We start from the raw sequence: 18,572 nt of genomic DNA on the forward strand, positions 1-18,572 counted from the left end.
TCCGGCGGGCTCCGACCGGTCAGTGCGCGGCGGCCTCCCAGTTGGGGCCGCGGCCGATCTGGACGTCGAGCGGCACGCGGAGGTCGGCGGCGCCGGCCATCCGGGTGCGCACGATCGCCTCCAGCGCGTCCCACTCGCCCGGGGCGACCTCGAAGATGAGCTCGTCGTGCACCTGCAGCAGCATGCGGGAGTTGAGCTTCCCGTCGATCAGGTCGCCGGCGATCCCGAGCATCGCGATCTTCATGATGTCGGCGGCCGAGCCCTGGATGGGCGCGTTCAGCGCCTGGCGCTCGGCGTTCTCGCGCAGCACCCGGTTGGTGGAGGTCAGGTCGGCGAACGGACGGCGGCGGCCGAAGATCGTCTCGGTGTAGCCGTCCACCCGCGCGATCTCCACGACGCTGCGCAGATAGTCGCGCACCGCGCCGAACCGCTCGAAGTAGCCGGCCATCAGGTCGCGCGCCTCTTTCGTCTCGATGCGCAACTGCTTGGACAGGCCGAACGGGCTGAGGCCGTAGGCGAGGCCGTACGACATCGCCTTGACCTTGGTGCGCATGAGCGGGGTGACGTCCTCCGGGGCCACGCCGAACACGCGCGCGCCGACGAAGCGGTGCAGGTCCTCCCCCGCGTTGAACGCCTCGATGAGCCCGGGGTCTTCGGAGAGGTGCGCCATGATGCGCATCTCGATCTGCGAGTAGTCGGCGGTCAGCAGCGTCTCGTACTCCTCGGCGCAGCGGAACGCCGAGCGGATCTCGCGGCCCTCCTCGGTGCGGATCGGGATGTTCTGGAGGTTCGGGTCGTTGGACGAGATGCGGCCCGTGCTGGTGCCGGTCTGGTCGTAGGTGGTGTGGATGCGGTCGTCGGTGCCGACCGAGCGCTCCAGGGTCTCCACGATCTGCTTGAGCTTGGTCGCGTCGCGGTGCTGCAGCAGCAGGTCGAGGAAGGGGTGCGGGTTGCTCTCCTGCAGGTCGGCCAGCGACTGGGCGTCCGTCGAGTAGCCGGTCTTCGTGGAGCGGGTCTTCGGCATCCCGAGCTCCTCGAACAGCACCTGCTGGAGCTGCTTGGGCGAGCCGAGGTTGAGCTCGTGGCCGACCTCCGCGTAGGCGCGCGCCGCGAAGTCGTTGGCCTTGTCGGTGAGCTGGCCGCGCAGCCGGCTCAGCACCTCGGTGTCGATCGAGACGCCGTCGAGCTCCATCTCGGCGAGGACGGCGACGAGCGGGAGCTCGATGTCGTCGAGCACGGCGCGCGTGCCCGCGTCCAGGGCGATCATCTGGCCCTCGGCGACCCGGCGGATGTACCAGGCCTCGGTCGCCGGGCTCACCGCGTCGTTGATCGGGACGAGCTGATTGGGGTCGGAGACCGGAAGGGTCTCGCCCAGCACCTCGTAGACCTGCTCGGCGAGCGACTGCGGCGCGGCGCCCGGATTGACCAGCCAGGACGCGACCCGGGTGTCGAAGGCGAGCCCGTCGACCACGAACCCGGAGCGGCTGAGCGCCTTGAACTGCGGCTTGGCGTGGAAGAAGTACTTGGGCGCGCTGCTCGCGAGCCATTCCTCCAGCGCGGTGTAGTCGGGGCGCCCGGCGACCCACGGCACGTACACGGTGTCGTCGGCGGCGGCGAGGCCGAAGCCCGTGATCCCCGCCGGCCCGGTCTCCAGCTGGACCGCGATCGCGGCGTCGTCGGCGGAGGCCTTCGCCAGCCAGTTGGCGAGCTCCTCGTCCACCAGCGTACGGACGACCGGCGCGCTCACCGCACCGGCGTCGCCCTCGGAGGGCGCGGCGCCGGCCGCGCCGGCCAGGGTGCCGTCCTCCGCCGCGGCCTTCATCAGCCGGTCGAGCAGCGTCTTGAACTGCAGCCGCGCGAAGATGTCGCGCACGGCGTTCTCGTTGAGCGGCTTGCGCTCCAGGTCGGCCGGGCCGACCTCCAGCTCCACGTCGTCCAGGAGCTTGTTGAGCCGGCGGTTGCGGAGGGCGTTCTCCTTCTGGTCGCGGAGGTTCTGACCCACGACGCCCTTGATCTCGTCGGCGTGCGCGACGATGTTCTCCACTGTGCCGTACTGCTGCACCCACTTGACCGCGGTCTTCTCGCCGACCTTGTCGATGCCGATCAGGTTGTCGCTGGTCTCGCCGACCAGCGCGGCGATCTCGGGGTACTGGTGCGGCTCGACCCCGTAACGCTCGCGCACGGCCGCGGGGTCGTAGACCTTGAGCTCGGAGACACCGCGGACGTTCGGGTAGAGCAGTGTGACGTCGTCGTTCACGAGCTGGATGGTGTCCCGGTCGCCGGACACCAGGAGCACCCGGTAGCCCTGCTCCCTGCCCTGGCGCGCGAGGGTGGCGAGGATGTCGTCCGCCTCGAAGTCCTCCTTGGCGATGGTCGTGACGTTCATCGCGTGGAGGGCCTCCTCCAGCAGCGGGATCTGGCCCACGAACTCCGACGGGGTCTCGTTGCGGGTGCCTTTGTACTCCGGGTACTCGCGGGTGCGGAACGAGTAGCGCGAGATGTCGAACGCGACCGCGATGTGCGTCGGGCGCTGCTGCTGGAGCAGGTTGATGAACATCGCGATGAAGCCGTGGATGCCGTTGGTGTGCTGCCCGTCACGGTTGACGAAACTGTCGACCGGGAGGGCGTAGAAAGCCCGGAATGCCAGCGAATGGCCGTCGATGATCAGAAGGGTAGGCTTTTCGGAGTCTGACACCAGGCAAGCCTACAAGCCGCCGGTGACACTCCCAGACGACCACCGACCACCCTGGAGAGGCCGAAGATGACCGAGGACGCGCTGGCGTACGTGAAGCAGCGGGGGCTCGGCGCCCTGGCCGACAAGATGGGCATCGAGATCGTGGAGTTCTCGATCGAGCGGGCGGTGGCGCGGATGCCCGTGCTGGGCAACACGCAGCCCGCCGACCTGCTGCACGGCGGCGCCTACGTCGTCCTCGGCGAGTCGCTCGGCTCGATGTCGGCGAACCTCTACGCCGGCGAGGGCCGCCTCGCGGTCGGCATCGAGATCAACGCCTCGCACACACGCGCGGCGATCGAAGGCTATGTGACCGGCGTCTGCACGCCCATCCACCTCGGCCGCACGCTGACGACGCACGAGATCGCGGTCACCGACGACCGCGGCCGCCGCTGCTCCACCATCCGCATCACGAACCTGATCAAGGATCTGTAGCGGGATGCTGCCCGGCCGGGCCGGGCGCGGCCTTACTTCTTGGGCGCCAGCTGCTCGATGATCGCCTGGGCGACGTCGTGCATGGTGAGGCGGCGGTCCATCGACGCCTTCTGGATCCAGCGGAACGCGTCCGGCTCGCTGAGGCCCATCTTCTCGTTGAGGAGGCCCTTGGCGCGGTCGACCAGCTTGCGGGTCTCGAAGCGCTGGACCATGTCGGAGACCTCGGCCTCCAGCGCGATGATCTGCTGGTAGCGGGCCAGTGCGATCTCGATCGCCGGCAGGAGGTCGTTCGGGGTGAACGGCTTGACCACGTAGGCGAGGGCGCCGGCCTCGGTCGCGCGCTCCACGAGCTCCTTCTGGCTGAATGCGGTCAGCAGCACGACGGGCGCGATGTGGTTCTTGGACAGGCGCTCGGCCGCGGAGATGCCGTCGAGCTGGGGCATCTTGACGTCCATGATGACCAGGTCGGGGCGCAGCTCGGTGGCCAGCGCGACCGCGGTCTCGCCGTCTCCGGCCTCGCCGACGACCTCGAACCCGTTGTCGCGCAGGGTCTCGACGATGTCGAGCCGGATCAGCGACTCGTCCTCCGCGACGACGACTCGGCGGGGTGCGGTGGGGGTGGTCTCCTGGTCAGTCACGGACAAAAGCCTACGGTATTGTTCAGGTGTTGTTGTGCGCCGCTGTGGCGGAATGGCAGACGCGGAGCACTCAAAATGCTTTGTCCGGAAGGGCGTGTGGGTTCGAGTCCCACCAGCGGCACAACTTGTCACGCGGTCCGGCGCAGCCGCGGGGCCGGCACCGGTCGCTACGGCCGGACGCCCACCACGGCTTGCGCGAAGCGCCTGACGCGCTCGCCGAGCCCGCTGATCTGATCCTCGACCACCCGCTCGGCGTCGAACCCGACGAACTGCGGCGGCGGCATGCGGCGCACGTTCTCGGTGCACTCGAACGACGCGCAGACCAGGGTGCCGACGGTGTCGCCCTTGCGCCCGGCGTCGCCCGCCCGGCGCGCCGACCAGAAGTAGACGTCGCGTCGGACGTGGACGTCCTGGCACCACCCGCAGATCGTGGGCGCGTGCGAGCGCATGGAGGCCTCCGACGCGCGCAGCACGATGCCGACCGGTCCGCTCGGGGTCGGGATGACGACGTAGCCGCGCTGCGGGAGGCGGGGGTCGCGCCAGCCGAGGTACTCGCGCCGCGCCCAGTCCACTTCGTGCATCCCGGGCGGCAGCGGCAGGTCGGCGGCGTCGGAGCGCGAGCAGTTCACGAACGAGTCGCGGAGCTCCTGCGGGGTCAGGCTGTCCATGTCCACCTCCTGCCTCCCATGCTCGCACAGGTCGCTCCGGGGCCGAACCCAGCGCGCCCGTGCGTGCGCTTGACCTTGCCCCCGGGGACACGGCTTAGCCTCCCGGCATGAGCACACTCGCCAGCGTCTCCGACGCCTCCTTCGCCTCCGACGTCCTCGCCGCACCCGGCACGACCCTCGTGGAGTTCTGGGCGCCCTGGTGCGGCCCGTGCCGCGCGCTCACGCCGATCCTGGAGCGCATCGCGGACGAGCATCCCGACGACCTGCGCATCGTTCGGATCAACGCGGACGAGAACCCGCGGTCGTCCGCCGAGTACGGAGCGCTGTCGCTGCCGGTGACGAAGGTGTTCCGGGACGGGGAGGTCGTCAAGACGATCGTGGGCGCCAAGCCGAAGCCCGCGCTGGAGTTCGAGCTCGCGGCCTACCTGGGCTGACGCCGGCGACGGCGTGCGGCTCAGGTCAGGTGGTCGTACGCCCCGCTCACCCAGCCGATGTACCGCTCGGCCGAGCGCAGCACAGCCGCGCGCGCGTCCACCGGGATCACGTTGCCCAGGTTTCCGTACATCCGGTCGAACGGGCGATCGCAGACCAGGTCGGCGACCCGGCGCACCACGGCCGCCGAGAGCGGGATGTCGTTGGGGAAGCTCCGCTGGAACGTCACCCACTTCTGCGACGGCCCGGGGAAGATCGTGTCGCCGCTGAGCACCACACCGCGGTCCCAGTGCACCACCGCGCTGCCGGGGAAGTGCCCGCCGACCGTGCGCAGCAGGACGCCGGGCAGCACCTCCTCCTCCCCGCTCCACTCCCGCAGGGCCGGGTCCTCGCGCTGCACCCAGTGCCGGTCGGCCGCGTTGACGAGCACCGGCACGCCGCCGAGCATCCGCGACCAGGAGGTCTGCGCCCCGAACATGTGCGGGTGGCTGGTCGCGATCACGGCTGCGCCGCCGAGGTCCTGCACCGCGGTCGCCGCGGCCTCGTCGACGTAGCCGGTGGGGTCCCAGAGTAGGTTGCCGTCCGGCGTGCACAGCAGCATGGCGCGCTGCCCGATGCCGACCCTGGGTTCGCTGCTCAGCCCGTAGAGGCCGGGCTCCAGCTCGGTGACCGTCACCCGCTCGCCCTCGCGCTGGAGGCGCTGCAGGGTGGTCCAGCGCTGCCCCGTCGGCGGGACGTACTGGCGCTCGTCCTCGCAGATCGGGCAGGAGGCCGGTGGCTCCTCCCCCGCAGCCGTCACGATCGGTGTCGTCTCCACCGCGCAGGTCGCGCACAACCAGTCCGCCATGCCGGCCAGATTACCCGGCGTCCCGACCTGCGGCAGGGTCTGGTCTCGCGGCCGCTCGCGCAATACTCTGTGCGGCATGGCGAATCAACCCGTGCTCTTCATCCACGGCCTCTGGCTCCACGCGAGCAGCTGGCAGCCCTGGATCGACCTCTTCACGGCGGAGGGCTACGCGCCCGTCGCAGCACCCTGGCCCGGCGAGAAGGACACCGTGGCGGACACCCGCGCGAACCCCGACGACGTGGCGAACTTCGGCATCGACGACGTCACCAAGCACTTCGCCGAGATCATCGAGGCGATGGACGTCCCGCCCGTCATCATCGGCCACTCGTTCGGCGGCCTGGTCACCGAGAAGCTGATCGGCCAGGGCTACGGCAACGCCGGCGTCGCGATCGACCCCGCGCAGATCAAGGGCGTGCTGCCGCTGCCGATCCGTCAGCTCAAGTCGGCGTTCCCCGTGCTCGACAACCCGGCGAACATCCACAAGGCGATCGCCCTCACCGAGGAGCACTTCAAGTACGGGTTCGCGAACCAGCTGACCGACGAGGAGGCGAAGGAGCTGTTCGACCGCTGGACGATCCCCTCGACCGTCCGCCCGATCTTCCAGGCCGCTGCGGCGAACTTCAGCGTCCACTCGCAGGCGGCCGTCGACACGAAGAACGAGGACCGCGGACCGCTGCTGCTCATCGCCGGCGGCGAGGACAACACCGCCCCGGAGGTGACTGTGGACGCGACGCTCAAGCTCTACCGCGACTCCAACGCCGTGACCGAGCTGATCACCTTCCGCGACCGCGGCCACTCGCTCGTGATCGACCACGGCTGGCGCGACGTCGCGACCGAGGTGCTGGTCTGGCTCGGGCAGCAGGGGCTGGAGGACTGAGCCGGCGCCGACGACCGGGCCTGCACGGAATACCCGGCCCGCTGCGCGCCTTCCTCTCATCGTGAAACGCATCGGCTTCCTCAGCTTCGGCCACTACCAGGCCGTGCCCGGCTCCGTCGTGCGGACGGCCGCCGACGCCCTCCTGCAGACGGTGGAGCTTGCGGTGGCGGCGGAGGAGGTGGGAGCGGACGGCGCGTTCGTCCGGGTGCACCACTTCGCCCCGCAACTCGCGTCCCCGTTCCCGCTGCTGGCGGCGATCGGCGCGCGCACCTCGCGCATCGAGATCGGCACCGGCGTGATCGACATGCGCTACGAACATCCGCTGTACATGGCGGAGTCGGCTGCCGCGGCCGACCTGATCAGCGGCGAGCGCCTCCAGCTCGGCGTCAGCCGCGGATCACCCGAGACCGCTCTCGCGGGCTACGAGTCGTTCGGCTACGTGCCGGGCGAGGGCGAGTCCGACGCCGACATGGCCCGTCGGCACACCGCGATCTTCCGCGCGGCGATCGCGGGCGAGGCGATGGCGAACGCCGACCCCCGGATGACGGGGACGAGCGGCGGTCTCGCCATCCAGCCGCTCTCGCCAACCCTCCCCGACCGGATCTGGTGGGGGGCGGGCACCCGGGCGACCGCCGAGTGGACGGCCGAGCAGGGGATGAACCTGATGTCCTCCACACTGCTCACCGAGGACACCGGCGAGGCGTTCGACAAGCTGCAGGCGGAACAGATCCAGCGCTTCCGCGACACCTGGGCCGAGATGGGCTGGGACCGCGAGCCGCGCGTGAGCGTCAGCCGCAGCATCATCCCGATCACCGACGACGAGTCGTACCGGTACTTCGGCGCGCGGGCGCAGGTGGAGGGCCGCGACCAGGTCGGCCACCTCGACGGCGGTATCGCGCGCTTCGGCCGCTCCTACATCGGCGAGCCGGACAAGCTCGTCGCCGAACTCGCCCAGGACGAGGCGGTGCGGATGGCGGACACGGTGCTCGTCACCGTCCCGAACCAGCTCGGCGTGGACTTCAACGCGCGGCTGCTGGAGGGTGTGGTGGCGGTGGGGCGCGAGTTGGGGTGGCGGGACTAGAACGGTCACGGCCGGCCAGAGCCTAGATCGACGGACACCAAGCGAGCTTCGACGGTGAGCTCTGTCCCCAATTGGTGAACGACCAGCACTGATCCGGAACCTTCCACCCACGATCGCCATTCAAGGGCGTCATGTTCGTTGTCGACGGCCCGGGGAGCGCGGGATCGAAGATGGTGCCCATGCAGTCCGTCGACGCCATGTGGGGAAAGAGAACACACCCGGCGTCACTCACGGCCTGATAGTTTCCGCTCACCGTCGCCGACGAGCGCGAGCCGAGCGGCGCCGTGATCTGAACCAGGACCGTCTGGTTTCCCTCGGCGATCTTCGCGAGCTTCTGCGGGTAGCGCATTCCGATCGCGATCGAGTTCTTGCCGCAGGGGTCCGACAGGTCGTTGTAATCCGCGTACGCACCGACTGCGCCGGCATCGGCTCCGAACGCTGTCATCAACGACCACGACCAGTTGTAGTTCACGGCCCAGTTGGCTTCTTTGTAGCCGCCGGCGCAGACGGGCCGGGATCCGCCCCCGTCTCCGTTCGAGATGTTGACCTCGATCTCCATGCCCCACCCTTTGGGCAGCGCGGTGGTCGAGTTGCCGAGCGGAGCGACCCACCACGCGCCCTGCACCACTTTCGCCTTCTTGCTGATGATGTCGGTGTAGGCCTGGATTTCCCCGCTGTACGGCGCCCAGAGTGGATCGCTTCCGCCACGGCTCATTCGAGGCGACACCGAGTTGCTGGCATCCGCCCTCGCCGCGAGCCGCGCCCGGCGTTCGACCATGGCGCCGTGCGCGGCGGGCTCGGGCGCCACTTCCGGAGCATCCGTATCGACGGTCGTGAGCTCGCGGGTTCGCGCCCGCGAATTCGTCTCTTCCGTCGACCGCTCGACGATCACCCCCGTGGCCGCAGGTCGTACACGTAGTCAGCCACGAAATCGCTGACGAATTCATCGACGGTCCGACCAGGATCCAGGTAATACTCTCCGACGACGTCCCCGTTGTCGAAGCGGTAGCCCTTGACGTCTTCGCGGAGCGCATCCCCCACCGCGATCGCGTCGGTGAGGTCGATGGCATGCTCCAACGGCAGGACGGTCGTCGTCCGGTCCGGAAGTTGCGGAACGGAGGACTCCGGCGTCTCATCCGCTAGCGCGGGGAGCTGTGCTCCCGTCAAGCAGATAGCGACGACGACGACGGGTATCCCGACGATTGCGCGTTTGTTCATGGTGCTGGTGTTACCTTTCTGGCCCTCCTGAGCCGGTGATCGCGAAGGAGCAAGACACATGCGACGACGAACGCCAGCACGGAGGCGAGTGCGATCCAGTTGAATTCCCACCCCTGGGTGGTGTTCCGCCACAAGCCCGTCTCGTCATCGAGATAGCTGCACTGGTAATAGAACGGAAACGAATGGACGCCTGGCCAGACGTGCGGCCCGAGTTCGACATCGGCGGGTGGAGCTTCGATGCACACGTCACTGGGCGCGTATCTCGCCCAGGTCACAGCCCGCCACGCCACGAGCAGGCCGCCGGAGGCCGCCAGGCACGCGAGCGACACCGAGCTCGCCCGCAATGACCAACGGCTCATCATCACCCCCGCGCACTCAGCCACAGACGCGTCAGCGCTCGAGTGAGCCGACACACGTCTTGCTCAACCTAATCGCAAACATGTACACGCAACAAATCTATTACTCACCGCGCAATATTTTCAGCTGAGCGCGTGTACCCCGAACGCGGCTCTATCCGCCCGCCACGCTTATGAGAGCATTGCTCTGCGGCACACCCGAAGTCCGCAGCACAGGCCGAGACGTCTCCGTCCGGTCCCATGGAAGGGGTGTGCTTTGCGAACTCGACGATCGGGTGCCGGCTTCATCGCGGCCGCAATGGCGGTCGCGCTCGGGGCCGCCGGGCTCGGCGCGGCCGGGCTCGCTTCGGCTCCGGCGAACGCCGTGACGCTGAGCGACGCGTCCACGCCGTCCGCCATCACGGGGATGTGGGCCTGGGGCAATCCGATCGACCCGGCCGTCGATCCGCGCGGCGACGGCGAGGCGGCGTTCTCACCCAAGGCCCTGGCCGCGTTCGCGTCGGCGCACAAGCTGCGGACGGTCTACCTGTCCGTGCCCTGGGCGGCCGACCAGGGACCGTTCTCCGCGTGGCTGCGCTCGGCGGTCACCGCGCTGCACCGCGCGGGCGTCACCACCGTCGCAGCGCTCGGCGGCGACCCTGAATGGGCGCAGCAGCCCGACCTCGCGGCGACGTGGACGACCGCAGCGCTCGCCGCCGCGCCCTTCGACGCGGTGCAGTTCGACGTCGAGCCGTGGGTGGGCGCCACAGAGGACCAGCTGCCGGGCATCGTCGGCCAGCTCGCGACCATGTACGACGCGGCTGCGCGGGCCGCCGGGCCGGCGCCGGTCGGCGCGGACCTCCCGTGGTGGCTGGAGGCCAAGCCTGCGGCGGGCGGCGGGACGCTGTTCCGGACGCTGCTCCCGCACATCCGCTCGGTCGCGATCGTCGCGTTCTCCGACCACGCCGCGGGCGACGACGGGATCGTAGCCCTGGCTCGTCCCGCCGCCACGGCCGCGGCGGCGGCCCGGGTGCCGTTCAGCGTGGGCGTCGAGACCGACTCGCCGGAGGTGGCGGGCGGTCCTGCGGCGACGTTCGGCGACGACACCGCGGCGGCGCTCGAGGCGCAGACGGCGCTGGTGCGTTCGGCGCTCGGCGGGCTGTCCGGCTACAAGGGCGTCACGGTCGAGCACCTGCTGGCCTGGCAGGCGCTGATCGCGCGCTGACGACCCGCTGACCGGGCTCGGGCCTCAGCCCACGGCGTCCGCAGCCGCGTATAGTGCGGCGACGTCGATCTTCCCCATCTGCATCATCGCCGCGTTCGCGCGACCGGCACGCTCCGGGTCCGGGTCCTGCTGCAGCTCCAGCAGCGCGCGCGGCACGATCTGCCAGCTCAGCCCCCAGCGGTCCTTCAGCCAGCCGCACGGGCCCGGCTCGCCACCCGCCGTGAGGCCGTCCCAGAGCCGGTCGACCTCCGCCTGGTCCTCGCAGACCACCATGACGGAGGCGGCCTCCGTGAAGGAGTACAGCGGGCCGCCGTCGAGTGCGAGGTATTCGATCCCGGCGAGCTCGAACGTCACGAGCACGGTGCGACCATCGTCGCCGAACCGGTCGACCCGGACGATCCGGGAGTCCGGGATGAGCGAGACGTAGAACTCCGTCGCCTCCTCGGCGCTGTCGTCGAACCAGAGGAATGTCCTGACCTTCTGCATGCCGGTCATGGTACGCGCGGGCGGTAGCGTAGCGGGATGGGCTACTCCAGTTTCATCGCGATCGGCGACAGCTTCACCGAGGGCGTCGGCGACGACCTCCCGGACGGCCGTCAGCGCGGCTGGGCCGACTTCGTCGCGCTCGGCCTCGCGCTCGCGTCGCCGGAGCCGGTGCACTACGCGAACCTCGCGATCCGCGGCCGGAAGCTCACCCCCATCCTCACCGAGCAGCTCGATCGGGCCATCGGGCAGCACCCCGAGCTCGTCAGCCTCAACGGCGGCGGCAACGACATCATGCGCCCGCGCGTCACGATCGCATCCGTGGCGGCGCAGCTCATCGACGCCGCGGACCGGGTGACCGGCGCCGGCAGCCGGATGCTGCTGCTCAGCGGCGCGAACCCGAGCCGGCACCTACCGATGGGAGGACTCCTGCGCAAGCGCGGCGACGAGCTGGCCGTGGCGGTGCGCGACCTGCTCCCCCGCGACGGCGTGCTGTTCGTCGACAACTGGGCGGACGAGTCGCTGGAGGACATCCGCTACTGGTCGGCCGACCGCCTGCACCTCAACGCGCTCGGCCACGCGAAGGTCGCGAGCAACGTACTGACAGCGCTCGATGTCCCGGTGCCGGCGGAGTGGGGCGTGGACGAAGTGGAGACCGCGGCTCCCGGCGAGCCCTCGCGCCGCACCGCCGACTACTACCGCCGGTACGTGCTGCCGTGGATCGGCCGCCGCCTCACCGGGCGCTCGTCCGGCGACGGCCGCGTCGCCAAGATCCCGGTGCTCACCCCCGTCGACCCGGCCTCCGCGCACCCGCTCTGACCCGCTCCGCGCGACACCGGGGTCGCAACACGCCGTCTCCCCCGAGGGGCAACGGCGTGTCGCGTCCCCTCAATCGTTGTCGCCGCCGGTGGTGTCGACGCGAGTGGACCGCGTCCCGCCGCCCCAGCGCCACTCCGCGACCTCCGGGATGTCCTCGCCGTGGTCGCGCGTGTACTGGCGCGCGCGCAGCCGCGCGTCCACCATCTCCTGGCGGAAGCCCGCCTCCCGCGCCGCGAGGCCCGGCACCCGGTCGAGCACGTCGATCACCAGGTGGTAGCGGTCGAGGTCGTTGAGCATGACCATGTCGAACGGCGTGGTCGTGGTGCCCTCCTCCTTGTAGCCGCGGACGTGCAGGTTGTCGTGGCCGGCCCGACGGTAGGTGAGCCGGTGGATCAGCCAGGGGTAGCCGTGGTACGCGAAGATCACGGGCTTGTCGGTCGTGAACAGCGCGTCGTACTCGCGGTCGCTCAGCCCGTGCGGGTGCTCGTCCTCGCTCTGCAGCCGCATCAGGTCGACCGCGTTCACCACGCGCACCGCCAGGTCCGGGAGGCGGCGGCGCAGGATGTCCGCCGCGGCGAGCACCTCCAGTGTCGGGATGTCGCCCGCGCATCCGAGCACGACATCCGGCTCCTCGCCCTCCCGCTCGGTGCCGGCCCAGTCGAACACGCCGATGCCGCGCGTGCAGTGCGCGATCGCGTCGGGCATGCTCAGCCAGTTCGGCGCCGGCTGCTTGCCCGCGACCACGACGTTCACGTAGTCGACCGAGCGCAGGCAGTGGTCGTAAGTGGAGAGCAGCGTGTTGGCGTCGAACGGCAGGTACACCCGCACGATGTCGGCCTTCTTGTTGACGACGTGGTCGATGAAGCCGGGGTCCTGGTGCGAGGCGCCGTTGTGGTCCTGCCGCCAGACGTGCGAGCTGAGCAGGTAGTTGAGCGACGCGACCGGGCGGCGCCACGGGATGGCCCGCGAGCCCTTCAGCCACTTCGCGTGCTGGTTGAACATCGAGTCGACGATGTGGATGAACGCCTCGTACGAGTTCAGCACGCCGTGCCGTCCGGTGAGCAGGTAGCCCTCCAGCCAGCCCTGACACTGGTGCTCGCTCAGCACCTCAATCACCCGGCCGCTCGGCGCCAGGTGGTTGTCGGAGTCGATCGGCCAGTACTCGGCGTTCCACTGCTTGCCGGTGACCTCGTACACGTCCTGCAGCCGGTTGGAGGCCGTCTCGTCGGGGCCGAACAGCCGGAAATCGTCGGGGTTCTCCGCCATCACGTCGCGCAGCCAGCCGCCCAGCACGCGCGTCGCCTCCGCCACGGTCTCCCCCGGCGCCGGCACGTCCACGGCGTAGTCGCGGAAGTCGGGCAGCCGCAGGTCCCGGCGGAGCAGACCGCCGTTCGCGACCGGGTTCGCGCTCATCCGCCGCTCGCCCTCCGGAGCGAGGGAGGCGACGAGCGGCACCGGCGCGCCCGCAGCGTCGAACAGCTCCTCCGGCCGGTACGAGAGCAGCCAGCTCTCCAGCAGCCGGGTGTGCGCCTCGGTGTCACGGGCGTCGGCGAGCGGCACCTGGTGCGACCGCCAGTTGTTCTCGGCGGGATGGCCGTCGATCTCCGCCGGGCAGGTCCAGCCCTTGGGCGTGCGCAGGATCAGCATCGGCCACGCGGGCCGGTCGACCAGGTCGCCCGACTCCGCCGCGGCCTTGATCTCGGCGATCCGGTCCAGGATGTCGTCCAGCGACGCCGCCATCCGCTTGTGCACCTCGCGCGGGTCCTCGCCGTCGAAGCCGCCGGAGACGAGGTAGGGCGCGTAGCCGTAGCCGCGCATCAGCTCCAGCAGCTCGGCCTCCGGGATGCGCGCGAGCACGGTGGGGTTGGCGATCTTGTAGCCGTTGAGGTGCAGGATCGGAAGAACGACGCCGTCGGCCTTCGGGTTCAGGAACTTGTTCGAGTGCCAGGCTGTCGCCAGCGGGCCGGTCTCGGCCTCACCGTCGCCCACCACGGCCGCGACGAGCAAGCGCGGGTTGTCGAACGCCGCCCCGTAGGCGTGCGACAGCGCGTAGCCGAGCTCGCCGCCCTCGTGCATGCTGCCGGGGGTCTCGGGCGCCGCGTGCGAGGGGATGCCGCCGGGGAACGAGAACTGCCGGAACAGCTTCCGCAGCCCGTCCTCGGTCCGGTCGATGCCGCTGTAGACCTCGCTGTAGGTGCCGTCGAGGTACGCGCCCGCGACGACGCCGGGGCCGCCGTGACCGGGACCGGCGACGAAGATCGTGTCGAGGTCGCGCTGCCGGATCGCGCGGTTCAGGTGCGCGTAGATGAAGTTCAGGCCAGGGGTGGTGCCCCAGTGCCCGAGCAGCCGCGGCTTGATGTCGTCCCGCGAGAGCGGACGGCGCAGCAGCGGGTTGTCGAGGAGGTAGATCTGGCCGACGGAGAGGTAGTTGGCGGCGCGCCACCAGGCGTCGAGCTGGTCGAGGTCTGCTTCGGAGAGGCGGGAGGGGTTCGATTGCGTCGTGGTCTCGCTCACGCGGGCATCCTATGAGCGGATCGCTCCGAACAACAGGTGTGGATACTTCGCTGATCGATACCGGCCTCGGACCCGTGGCCGTCCGGCACACGCGGGTCGTCTCGGGGACCGCCACCATCCTGCTGCACGGAGCGGCCGGGTCGTGGACCACCTGGCTGCCGGCGATCGAGGCGGCGGGCGGAGCGGAGGCGACCGACGACCTGGTGATGCCGGACCTCCCCGGCTGGGGCGAGTCGCCCGCCGATCCGTCCCGGCTGGACCCGGAGTCGTTGGCCCGGGCGGTCGCGGCCGTCGCGCGAGCGCTGGGCTATCGCCGCTGGCGCGTGCTGGGCCATTCGATGGGCGGCTTCGTCGCGCTGGAGCTCGCGGTGCTGGAGCCCGAGGCGACGGTGTCGGTGCTGCTCGTCTCCGCGACGACGCTCGGCGGTCGCGGCGACCGGCTGGGCCGCCTGGGGCTGGTCGGCGCGGCGCCTCCGCTGGCCCTCATGCTCGCCGGGATGCGGCTGCTGGCCGCCACCGGGGCTGCCGCAGCCCCGTTCGTCCGCTGGCTCGACCGGCGCGGACTGCTCGGGCTGCTGCTCGCACCGCTCTTCGACGGGCGGCAGCCGGCGGCGGTGCACGAGCTCGCCCGGGACCTGCGCCCGACGGCCTTCGTGCGCGCGGTGGCGTGCCTGCGCCGCTATCCCGCCGCCGAGCGCTGGTCGACGATCCGGTCCCCCGTCGTGGCGGTGCACGGCGATCACGACGTGTTCGCGCCGGCGGAGGACGACGTGCGCCTCGCCGGCATCATCCCGCGGTTCAGTGCGCTCGCCCTCCCGGCCACCGGTCACTTCGGCCACGTGGAGCGACCGGGCGTCCTCGCCGGTGTCCTCCGGTCGCGGTAGGTTCGAGGCATGACGGACGAGGTTGTCACGGAATCGGTCGACGCGTCGACGTGGGACGAGCTCCAGACGGTGTTCGGCACCAAGGGCGACCCGGCGGGATGCTGGTGCCAGTGGTTCAAGCTGAGCCGCTCCGACTGGGAGGCCGCCACGCGCGAGGACACCCGGGCGCTGCTGCACGCGCAGGTCGAGGCGGGATCGCCCGGCGTCATCGCGCGCATCGACGGCGAGCCGGTCGGCTGGGCCGCGGTGGAGCCGTTCTCGGCCTATCCCGCGCTCGGCCGCTCGCCGATCACGCGACGCAAGGAGGGCGATCCCGATGACGTCTGGGCCGTCACCTGCTTCGTGGTCCGGCTCGAGTACCGCAAGCGCGGCGTCGCCCGCGCCCTGCTCGCCGGCGCCGTCGAGCACGCGCGCGAGCGCGGCGCGACGGTCGTGGAAGGCTACCCGGTCGACCCCGAGGTGCGGCCGTCGCTCTCGGCCGCCGAGCGCTACCACGGCACGGTGTCGCTGTTCCGCGCCGGCGGCTTCGAGGAGGTCCGGCGGCCCAGCGCGACGCGCGCGATCATGCGGAGGACGCTGAGCGCCTGACGCGGCGCGGAACGGCGCTGAACGCCCCCGTCCGGTGACTAAGCTCGGTCGGGTGAGTTCGCAGCGCAACCGGGTCGTCGCCGGCGCAGGCACCCAGGTCGCCACCGAGGTCAGCATCAACTTCGGCTCCTCGGTCGCTGGGCTCCTCATCCCGATCGTCGGCTCGCTCGTGGTGGTCGCCGTGCGGCAGCTCGTCACCGCTGTCTGCGTGCTGCCGTTCTACCGGCCGAAACGCGCCGAGTTGACCTGGCGACGGCTGTGGCCGGCACTCGCCCTCGGCGTGGTGCTCGCCGCGATGAACCTCAGCTTCTACGAGGCCGTCGGCCGGCTCGGCCTCGGCATCGCGGCGACCATCGAGTTCCTCGGCCCGTTCGCGCTCGCGCTGACCGGCTCGCGCCGGCTGCTGGATGCCGGCTGCGCGGTCGCCGCGGCCGGCGGTGTGCTGCTGCTGACCGCGACGAACGGCTCCATAGACCCGCTCGGCGTGGTGCTCGCCCTGACGGCCGCGGCCTCGTGGGCGGCGTACATCCTCCTCACCCGCCGGGTGGCCACCCGGCTGCCCGGGCTGGAGGGCCTGAGCGTGGCGAGCGTGGTCGCGACGGTGCTCACCGTGCCGCTCGCGCTCGTCGTGGTCGACTACAGCCGCATCGACTGGCGGGTGGCCGGGCTCCTGCTGACGGCCGGAGTCCTCTCCTCCGCCGTGCCCTACAGCCTGGACACCTTCATCCTGCGACGGATCACGCCACGGCTCTACGCGGTGATCACCGCGTTCGGGCCGGTGATCGCGACGATCTTCGGCGTGATCGTGCTGGGTGAGCACTTCGAGTTCGTGCAGCTTGTCGGCATCGTCATCGTCTGCCTCGCCGCCGGTGTCACGATCGCGACCCAGCGCGAGCATCCCCGCTCCGAGCTCGAGTCCACCGCCGAGACCATCCCGTAGCCGTCCGCCGGCCGGATCGTCAGGACAGGACGTCCTTCGTGAGGAAGCGACCGACCGCGAGAGCGCCGAAGACCGCGACGTAGCCGGCCTGCAGCCACAGGTTGGCGACGAACGAGTCCCACACCAGCGGCGCCCGCAGGAAGTCCGCGAAGCCGAGCCAGTAGTGGCTGAACAGCCACGGGTGGATGGCGTCGAGCTGCGGCAGCTGGTCGAGCACCTGCGACACCACCGCGAGCACGGCGGTCGCGGCCATCGCCCCGACAGGGACGTCGGTCAGGGTCGAGAGGAACAGCCCGATCGCGCACATCCCGAGCAGCGACACGACGATGTACAGCCCGATCAGCAGCAGCCGGACCACGGCGTCGCCGATGCTCACCACCGTGCCGGAGAGCAGCGTCACCGGGCCGATCGGGAACAGCAGCGCACCGATCAGCGCACCGGCGATCGCGACCGTCAGAGCGGCGGCGACGCAGAACACCGCGCAGCCGGCGTACTTCACCGCCAGCAGCCGGAGCCGGCCGGCCGGAGCGATCACGAGGTAGCGGAGCGTGCCGTGACTCGCCTCGCCCGCGATCGTGTCGCCGGCGACGACGCCGATGGTGAGCGGCAGGAAGAGCGGAACGCACACCACGAGCGCGGTGAAGGCGACGAAGAGCCCGTTGCCGGTGATCTGGTCGAGGAAGGCCGGTCCCCTGCCGCGGCCGGTCAGCCGAACGGCGACCGCGATGAGGATGGGCACCGCCGCCAGCGCGCCGAGCATGGCCCAGGTGCGCCAGCGCCGGAACATCACCGAGACCTCGGAGCCCAGCAGCGCCCAGCCGGCGGCGGGACGTGCCCGCCGGGCGCCGACGGAGGCGACCGCGCGTTCGGCAGTCCGCGCCGGCGCCTCCGATCCCTCGACCGGGACGGCCTCACTGCTCGACATCGAAGCCCTGCCCCGTCAGCTCCACGAAGCGCTCCTCCAGGCTGGACGACCGCACGGCGAACCCGCGCAGCCGCACCCCGGCGCCGACCAGGCCGGCGGCGAGGTCCTCCACGGCCGGCGCATCCGCGGTGAGCGCGGCCTCCACCCCGTCGCCGCCGGTCTCCGGGGCGAGCCCGAACCGGGTGAGCACCTCCGCCGCGGCCGCGCGGTCGGGCGTCGTCACGGCGAGCCGCGGGCCGGACGCGCTGCGCAGCTCGTCGAGCGAGCCCTGCGCCACCAGCCGGCCGGTGCGCATGATCGCCGCATGCGTGCAGATCTGCTCGATCTCCGCGAGCAGGTGGCTGGAGACGAACACGGTCGTGCCCTCGTCCGCGAGCGAGCGGACCAGGTTGCGCACCTCGCGGGTCCCCTGCGGGTCGAGTCCGTTCGTCGGCTCGTCCAGCACGAGGAGGTCGCGGTCGGTGAGCAGGGCGCCGGCGATCCCGAGCCGCTGCTTCATGCCGAGCGAATACGTGCGCACGTGCTTGGCCGCCGCGTGCGTGAGGCCGACACGGTCGAGCGCTGCCGCCACCCGGGCGGACCGGGTCGCGCCGGGCGCGTACCGGTCGGCCGTGTCCCGGCGCACGAGGTTCGCTGTGCCGGACAGGTAGGGCGCGAAGGCCGGCCCCTCCACGAGCGCGCCCACCCGCGGCAGCACGGTCGCCCCGCGTCCGGGCATCGCCTCGCCGAGCAGGTCGATCGAACCGGCTGACGGCGAGATCAGCCCGAGCAGCATGCGGATGGTGGTGGTCTTGCCCGAGCCGTTCGGGCCCAGGAAGCCGAAGACGGAGCCGCGCGGCACCGCGAGGCTGAGCCCGTCGACGACGGCACGCCCGCGGAAGCGCTTGGTCAGTCCGCTCGTCGCGATCGCGGCGGCGTCGCTCACCGGCGGC

At 71.0% G+C, this 18,572-nt stretch carries 19 protein-coding genes and 1 tRNA gene; 10 read left to right on the top strand and 10 right to left on the bottom strand.

Annotation, left to right across the window (positions count from 1 at the left end):
• Positions 1–19 precede the first annotated feature (19 nt).
• On the bottom strand, positions 20–2,695 hold the full coding sequence (gene polA, locus AC3A3H_RS14960) for a DNA polymerase I (RefSeq protein ID WP_487615335.1): 2,676 nt from the start codon (positions 2,693–2,695) through the stop codon (positions 20–22).
• Positions 2,696–2,761: 66 nt separating this feature from the next.
• Here polA and AC3A3H_RS14965 point away from each other — a divergent pair, with 66 nt between their 5' ends.
• On the top strand, positions 2,762–3,166 hold the full coding sequence (locus tag AC3A3H_RS14965) for a hotdog fold thioesterase (protein WP_487615336.1): 405 nt from the start codon (positions 2,762–2,764) through the stop codon (positions 3,164–3,166).
• Between the two features lie 32 nt (positions 3,167–3,198).
• Here AC3A3H_RS14965 and AC3A3H_RS14970 read toward each other — a convergent pair whose 3' ends face one another.
• On the bottom strand, positions 3,199–3,804 hold the full coding sequence (locus tag AC3A3H_RS14970) for an ANTAR domain-containing response regulator (protein ID WP_345834903.1): 606 nt from the start codon (positions 3,802–3,804) through the stop codon (positions 3,199–3,201).
• Between the two features lie 38 nt (positions 3,805–3,842).
• Here AC3A3H_RS14970 and AC3A3H_RS14975 point away from each other — a divergent pair.
• Positions 3,843–3,925 (top strand) — tRNA-Leu (locus AC3A3H_RS14975).
• 46 nt (positions 3,926–3,971) lie between these two features.
• Here the strand turns inward: AC3A3H_RS14975 and AC3A3H_RS14980 are convergent.
• Positions 3,972–4,472: an FBP domain-containing protein gene (locus AC3A3H_RS14980; RefSeq protein ID WP_487615337.1), complete on the bottom strand. Its 501-nt coding sequence runs from the start codon at positions 4,470–4,472 to the stop codon at positions 3,972–3,974.
• A gap of 107 nt (positions 4,473–4,579) precedes the next feature.
• Here AC3A3H_RS14980 and AC3A3H_RS14985 point away from each other — a divergent pair, with 107 nt between their 5' ends.
• Positions 4,580–4,906 (top strand): thioredoxin family protein, encoded by a 327-nt coding sequence (locus AC3A3H_RS14985; RefSeq protein ID WP_487615338.1) that lies wholly within the window; start codon positions 4,580–4,582, stop codon positions 4,904–4,906.
• Positions 4,907–4,926: 20 nt separating this feature from the next.
• Here the strand turns inward: AC3A3H_RS14985 and AC3A3H_RS14990 are convergent, their stop codons facing one another.
• Positions 4,927–5,751 (bottom strand): MBL fold metallo-hydrolase, encoded by an 825-nt coding sequence (locus AC3A3H_RS14990; RefSeq protein WP_487615339.1) that lies wholly within the window; start codon positions 5,749–5,751, stop codon positions 4,927–4,929.
• Between the two features lie 76 nt (positions 5,752–5,827).
• Here AC3A3H_RS14990 and AC3A3H_RS14995 point away from each other — a divergent pair, with 76 nt between their 5' ends.
• Both AC3A3H_RS14995 and AC3A3H_RS15000 read left to right on the top strand, forming a co-directional pair.
• The gene (locus AC3A3H_RS14995) at positions 5,828–6,628 is read left to right on the top strand and encodes an alpha/beta hydrolase (protein WP_487615340.1); all 801 of its coding nucleotides are present in this window, start codon (positions 5,828–5,830) and stop codon (positions 6,626–6,628) included.
• Between the two features lie 58 nt (positions 6,629–6,686).
• Positions 6,687–7,709, top strand: coding sequence for an LLM class flavin-dependent oxidoreductase (locus AC3A3H_RS15000; RefSeq protein ID WP_487615471.1), 1,023 nt, complete (start codon positions 6,687–6,689; stop codon positions 7,707–7,709).
• 22 nt (positions 7,710–7,731) lie between these two features.
• On the opposite strand, the gene AC3A3H_RS15005 is transcribed toward AC3A3H_RS15000, so the two are convergent.
• Both AC3A3H_RS15005 and AC3A3H_RS15010 read right to left on the bottom strand, forming a co-directional pair.
• Positions 7,732–8,601, bottom strand: a complete 870-nt coding sequence (locus AC3A3H_RS15005; RefSeq protein ID WP_487615341.1) for a hypothetical protein — start codon at positions 8,599–8,601, stop codon at positions 7,732–7,734.
• Positions 8,598–8,927: a hypothetical protein gene (locus tag AC3A3H_RS15010; RefSeq protein ID WP_487615342.1), complete on the bottom strand. Its 330-nt coding sequence runs from the start codon at positions 8,925–8,927 to the stop codon at positions 8,598–8,600. Before AC3A3H_RS15010 ends, AC3A3H_RS15005 begins: the two co-directional genes overlap by 4 nt.
• A 612-nt stretch (positions 8,928–9,539) precedes the next feature.
• Here AC3A3H_RS15010 and AC3A3H_RS15015 point away from each other — a divergent pair.
• The gene (locus tag AC3A3H_RS15015; protein ID WP_487615343.1) at positions 9,540–10,487 is read left to right on the top strand and encodes a hypothetical protein; all 948 of its coding nucleotides are present in this window, start codon (positions 9,540–9,542) and stop codon (positions 10,485–10,487) included.
• Between the two features lie 24 nt (positions 10,488–10,511).
• On the opposite strand, the gene AC3A3H_RS15020 is transcribed toward AC3A3H_RS15015, so the two are convergent.
• Positions 10,512–10,973 (bottom strand): VOC family protein, encoded by a 462-nt coding sequence (locus AC3A3H_RS15020; protein ID WP_487615344.1) that lies wholly within the window; start codon positions 10,971–10,973, stop codon positions 10,512–10,514.
• Between the two features lie 36 nt (positions 10,974–11,009).
• On the opposite strand from AC3A3H_RS15020, the gene AC3A3H_RS15025 reads away from it, so the two are divergent.
• Positions 11,010–11,789, top strand: a complete 780-nt coding sequence (locus tag AC3A3H_RS15025) for an SGNH/GDSL hydrolase family protein (RefSeq protein ID WP_487615345.1) — start codon at positions 11,010–11,012, stop codon at positions 11,787–11,789.
• A gap of 69 nt (positions 11,790–11,858) precedes the next feature.
• Here AC3A3H_RS15025 and AC3A3H_RS15030 read toward each other — a convergent pair whose 3' ends face one another.
• On the bottom strand, positions 11,859–14,303 hold the full coding sequence (locus AC3A3H_RS15030; RefSeq protein WP_487615346.1) for a phosphoketolase family protein: 2,445 nt from the start codon (positions 14,301–14,303) through the stop codon (positions 11,859–11,861).
• A 74-nt stretch (positions 14,304–14,377) separates the two neighbouring features.
• On the opposite strand from AC3A3H_RS15030, the gene AC3A3H_RS15035 reads away from it, so the two are divergent.
• From AC3A3H_RS15035 to AC3A3H_RS15045, 3 genes are read left to right on the top strand one after another with little or no spacing between them, the layout of a single operon-like run.
• Positions 14,378–15,187, top strand: coding sequence for an alpha/beta fold hydrolase (locus tag AC3A3H_RS15035; protein ID WP_487615347.1), 810 nt, complete (start codon positions 14,378–14,380; stop codon positions 15,185–15,187).
• A 9-nt stretch (positions 15,188–15,196) separates the two neighbouring features.
• A complete protein-coding gene (locus AC3A3H_RS15040; RefSeq protein WP_487615348.1) occupies positions 15,197–15,775 on the top strand; it encodes an N-acetyltransferase family protein in 579 nt (192 codons plus the stop codon).
• A 52-nt stretch (positions 15,776–15,827) separates the two neighbouring features.
• Entirely contained in the window at positions 15,828–16,715 is an 888-nt protein-coding gene (locus tag AC3A3H_RS15045; protein WP_487615349.1) for an EamA family transporter, read from the top strand.
• Positions 16,716–16,734: 19 nt separating this feature from the next.
• Here AC3A3H_RS15045 and AC3A3H_RS15050 read toward each other — a convergent pair whose 3' ends face one another.
• Both AC3A3H_RS15050 and AC3A3H_RS15055 read right to left on the bottom strand, forming a co-directional pair.
• Positions 16,735–17,640 (bottom strand): ABC transporter permease, encoded by a 906-nt coding sequence (locus AC3A3H_RS15050; protein ID WP_487615350.1) that lies wholly within the window; start codon positions 17,638–17,640, stop codon positions 16,735–16,737.
• A complete protein-coding gene (locus AC3A3H_RS15055; RefSeq protein ID WP_487615351.1) occupies positions 17,627–18,565 on the bottom strand; it encodes an ABC transporter ATP-binding protein in 939 nt (312 codons plus the stop codon). The genes AC3A3H_RS15050 and AC3A3H_RS15055 overlap by 14 nt, the downstream gene beginning before the upstream one ends.
• Positions 18,566–18,572: the final 7 nt, after the last annotated feature.

Source organism: Leifsonia sp. Soil_N53 (assembly GCF_057655165.1).

What these genes read in the sequence shown, in the direction of transcription:
- AC3A3H_RS14965 (WP_487615336.1), top strand. Translation starts at nt 2,762, where the DNA reads ATGACCGAGGACGCGCTGGCGTACGTGAAGCAGCGGGGGCTCGGCGCC.
- AC3A3H_RS14980 (WP_487615337.1), bottom strand. Translation starts at nt 4,472, where the DNA reads ATGGACAGCCTGACCCCGCAGGAGCTCCGCGACTCGTTCGTGAACTGC.
- AC3A3H_RS14985 (WP_487615338.1), top strand. Translation starts at nt 4,580, where the DNA reads ATGAGCACACTCGCCAGCGTCTCCGACGCCTCCTTCGCCTCCGACGTC.
- AC3A3H_RS14990 (WP_487615339.1), bottom strand. Translation starts at nt 5,751, where the DNA reads ATGGCGGACTGGTTGTGCGCGACCTGCGCGGTGGAGACGACACCGATC.
- AC3A3H_RS14995 (WP_487615340.1), top strand. Translation starts at nt 5,828, where the DNA reads ATGGCGAATCAACCCGTGCTCTTCATCCACGGCCTCTGGCTCCACGCG.
- AC3A3H_RS15010 (WP_487615342.1), bottom strand. Translation starts at nt 8,927, where the DNA reads ATGAACAAACGCGCAATCGTCGGGATACCCGTCGTCGTCGTCGCTATC.
- AC3A3H_RS15020 (WP_487615344.1), bottom strand. Translation starts at nt 10,973, where the DNA reads ATGCAGAAGGTCAGGACATTCCTCTGGTTCGACGACAGCGCCGAGGAG.
- AC3A3H_RS15025 (WP_487615345.1), top strand. Translation starts at nt 11,010, where the DNA reads ATGGGCTACTCCAGTTTCATCGCGATCGGCGACAGCTTCACCGAGGGC.
- AC3A3H_RS15040 (WP_487615348.1), top strand. Translation starts at nt 15,197, where the DNA reads ATGACGGACGAGGTTGTCACGGAATCGGTCGACGCGTCGACGTGGGAC.
- AC3A3H_RS15050 (WP_487615350.1), bottom strand. Translation starts at nt 17,640, where the DNA reads ATGTCGAGCAGTGAGGCCGTCCCGGTCGAGGGATCGGAGGCGCCGGCG.